This window comes from Neisseria sp. P0021.S007, assembly GCF_051956855.1.
Map to the genome: position 1 here is coordinate 1 of NZ_JBQCXA010001402.1, position 487 is coordinate 487.

The following is a 487-nucleotide window of genomic DNA, read 5'->3' on the forward strand; positions in this document are numbered from 1 at the left end:
ATCGTGAAAAAGTATTGGAAGAGTATTTGTACCGCTGGCAGTTGGAACACAATACTGCCCTTGCCGACGAGGGCGAGGCAGTGGAAACCGATGCAATGGTGGTTTTGCAGGATAACTGGTTGCGCGCGCAATCGGCATTGCAGGCTGCGGCTTCAGAGCGTCATATCGAATCAACGCGCACCGTCAGACTGAATCCGAAATCAGGTGCCGTAGATTTTGATGCGCCTGAAGTGGAAGAAACTGAAAAACCGGAAAATGATGATGCGGAAGTGGCTGAAGAGGCGGTGTCAGACGGCCTTGAAAAAGAACCGGCCATTAATGTCCATATCAATGTATTGAACCCGCAAGCGATTGGCCGTCGGGAGGTATTCTGCGTTTCTGAAAAAGATTTGACCGAGCGTCTGATTAAGCGTTTACGCCCCCATGTGGCCGATGCGGTCAATGGCATGATTCGGATTGCCGTGCAAAAACAAACGGCCTTGTTCAC

1 pseudogene is annotated in these 487 nt (G+C 50.7%); it reads left to right on the top strand.

Annotation, left to right across the window (positions count from 1 at the left end):
* Positions 1-487: pseudogene (locus ACTHUR_RS19395) on the top strand (hypothetical protein); the annotation flags it as partial.